This is a genomic window from Frankia sp. CcWB2 (genome assembly GCF_977927585.1).
The window spans coordinates 14,453-17,346 of sequence record NZ_CDWRCM010000060.1; the positions used below are offsets into that span (position 1 = coordinate 14,453).

The window sequence follows — 2,894 nt, forward strand, 5'->3', positions numbered from 1 at the left end:
AACGGGGACGGACCCGGCCGGTCCGCGAGATCGGAGGGCTCCGTCAGACAGGCGGGGTGATCATGTCGTCAGCGATCCGCTCGATCCTGGCCCGCAACTCGGCCAGGGGGAGCCTCAGGTCGAGCACGTACGTCACGAGCGATGGGCGCGGGACCCCCGATCCGGCGCCGGATGACGTCGCCACGACCGCCGGGCTGGCCGTCGGCCCGCTCCGAGCCGGCGTAGACGAGCCGTCCCTGCCGGGCGCCGAGCCGGGCACAGTAGGCGATCATCTGGTGGTACACGTGCGCGGGCGCGCCCTACCGGATCGCGAGCCGGTACTTCGCGTCGAGGACAACCGTCGGGATCATCCGCCCGCCCGGGCCCTCCGGCCGGTACAGCACGAGATCGGGGCGCATCTCCAGCGTCCGGTCCTCGTCGAGGTGGTGGGTGCGGTCCTGCAGGCGGACCTCACCGCCCCGACGGGTGAGGACCTCGTCGACGGCGTGGGTCACGAAGTCCTCGAAGACCTCCCACATCTTCACCACGAAGCCGTCCACCCGGAGCGTCTCCCCGTCTTCCCGTTCGAAGGAAGACGAGCGCAGAACCGTCTCGGCGAGCCGGAGCGCCGCATGGTAAGGCGCGTTCACCCGGGTTGGCGCCCAGTCCGGCGGCTTGACGGGGCCGTGCGCCGGCTCGGCCACACCGTCCAGGGCTGCGGCGATACGGCGCAGCTCCTGGGCGGTGGCCGGTGCCACCCCGGCCAGGGCGAGCAGCGAGCGGGTGGCGGCGAGCAGCAACCGGTTCTCGGCGATGTCAACGGTGCGCTCGTCATAGCGCACCTCGAGGGGGACCATCACCCCGGACCGTCGCCGGAGCTGCGCGGACTCGCGCAGCCGGCCGCGGAGGACGGGAAGCGCCGCATCCACCTGCCGATAGCCTCGCAGCACCCCGTGCGCGAGCGCCCGCGAGGCGGTTCGGGCGAACGCCACGGCGACCGCGGGCAGAAGATCCGGCTCCTCCGCCGCCTGAACCTCGTCCTCGAACCACCTGCCGCGATCCTGCGCGTAGCCAAGCAAAAACAGCAGACGGCGGATGGTGACCTTGGGGCGGATGCGAACCTCGAACGCCTCCTCGCCCGACCCGAGGCGCACGGTGCCGACCAAGGCGTTGTCCTTGACCTCGCAGGTACCGTCGGCACGCCGTTGCCGCACCTGCGCCACCTCGCTGGCATCGAGCGCATCGGCCTGACCCTGGCTCAGCTTCCGCCGCTGCCACCCGGCGCCCTCGGTCAGCTCCACCGGTGCAAGCATGATGGCATCAGCCTGCCGCGGGGCCGAGGGGCTGCCGCAGCGCCGGTAGGCCGTACCGGGCGGCGAGATCGATGGTCTCGCCGACGTGGTGTTCGGCCAGCAGCGGCAGGATCTGATGTTCCCACACCCGCTCGAGGCCGTCGGCACTCTGGTGGACGCGGTCGCGCATCAGGTAGGACGGGCCGACGCGGGCGTCCGGGTCGTCGATGCGGCGGTTCAGCTCGCCGAGCAGGCGGGCCGCCTCGTCGGGCAGGTCGCGTGCCGCGAGCCAGCGGCGCAGCACGGACGCGGTCGGTTCGACGTCCGGATGGAGCCCGACGAAGGTGAACCGTCGGCGCAGCGCCTGGTCGAAGGCGGCGATCGAACGGTCCGCGCTGTTCATCGTGCCGATGATGAACAGGTTCTTCGGCAGTTGGAAGTCGCGCGTGTCCGCGGAGGCGTACTGGGTGGTGACGGCCTCCCCGCGGTATTCCAGCAGGAAGTACAGCTCACCGAAGATCCTGGCCAGGTCACCCCGGTTGATCTCATCGATGATCAAGAAGAACGCCTGGCGGGGATTGAGCTCGGCGGCGGTGGCGAGCCGGCGCAGCGGACCGTCCACGAGCTCGAAGGACATCCGGTTGGTGGTGGCCGCGTCACCGTCGCCACCCTTCACCTGCACCGGGCGGAAACCCTGGAAGAAGTCCTCGTACATATAGGACGGATGGAACTGGACGAGGGTGACGTTCTCGCGCCGATCGTCGGCGAGATGCCAGGCCAGGTGCCGGGCGAGGTACGTCTTGCCGGTGCCGGGCGGGCCGTAGAAGATGAGCTGCGGCCGGTCCCGCAGAAGCTCGACGCACCTGCGCAACCAGTCCCGGCTGTAAAAGAGGCCGTCTGCGAACTCGTCCGTGACCTCGCGCAGATCGTCCCCGCCGAGGACCTGCCCGGCGAGGTCGGCGTCGGCGCTCTGGGGGACGGCCCCCGTCGTCGCGATCGATGTCACCGGCGCGGGCGCGGGCACCAGGGCGTCGAGGTCGGCGACGAAATCGGAAAGATCGACGATGCGCGCTTCCGCGTTGCCGAGCAGGGCCGCCACCCGATCGGGCAGATCGAGGTAGTTCACCGGCTCGTCGGCGTTGCGCCAGTGGACCGGCCGTTGCAGGTCCGCGACGCCCCCGACGCTCTCGACGAACACCGGCGGTCCGAGGATCTCCCCGACGTAGTACTGGTCACGGTCGTTCACGACGACGAGGTCGTTCTCCCGCATCCGGCTCAGGAAGGCGTGGTACTCGCTGGTGAGCCGGCCGCGCCGGGCCGAGGTGAGCGAGGCGTGTTCGCGGTCGACCGCCCGGCGCCCCTGTTCCCAGTCGACCCCGGGCCGCACCTCCAGCCGGTCACCGGGCAGGGAACAGACCTCGTCGGCCAGCCAGAGATCCCGCGCCAGCGAACGGCCACGCCGGTCCGCGCCGCGTAGCTGGGTGACCTGCACGAAGTCGTTGAGATGCCCGGCCTGCAGGCTCGCGTCCTGGCGGTTATCGACGAAGGTGAGCAGCTTCTTGGCCCGGGAGTCCAACGCCTTCTGGCGCCGCAGGTTACGCACGATGCTGGTGCTGACCAACG

At 70.6% G+C, this 2,894-nt stretch carries 2 protein-coding genes; both read right to left on the bottom strand.

Annotation, left to right across the window (positions count from 1 at the left end; translation table 11 throughout):
- Positions 1 to 299 precede the first annotated feature (299 nt).
- A complete protein-coding gene (locus tag ACY45C_RS08810; RefSeq protein WP_462187130.1) occupies positions 300 to 1,292 on the bottom strand; it encodes an McrC family protein in 993 nt (330 codons plus the stop codon).
- 7 nt (positions 1,293 to 1,299) lie between these two features.
- Positions 1,300 to 2,894 (bottom strand): McrB family protein (locus ACY45C_RS08815; RefSeq protein WP_462187131.1); only part of this gene is annotated, 1,595 nt, incomplete at its 5' end.

Coding starts and splice junctions, on each gene's coding strand:
- ACY45C_RS08810 (WP_462187130.1), bottom strand. CDS start 1,292: ATGCTTGCACCGGTGGAGCTGACCGAGGGCGCCGGGTGGCAGCGGCGG.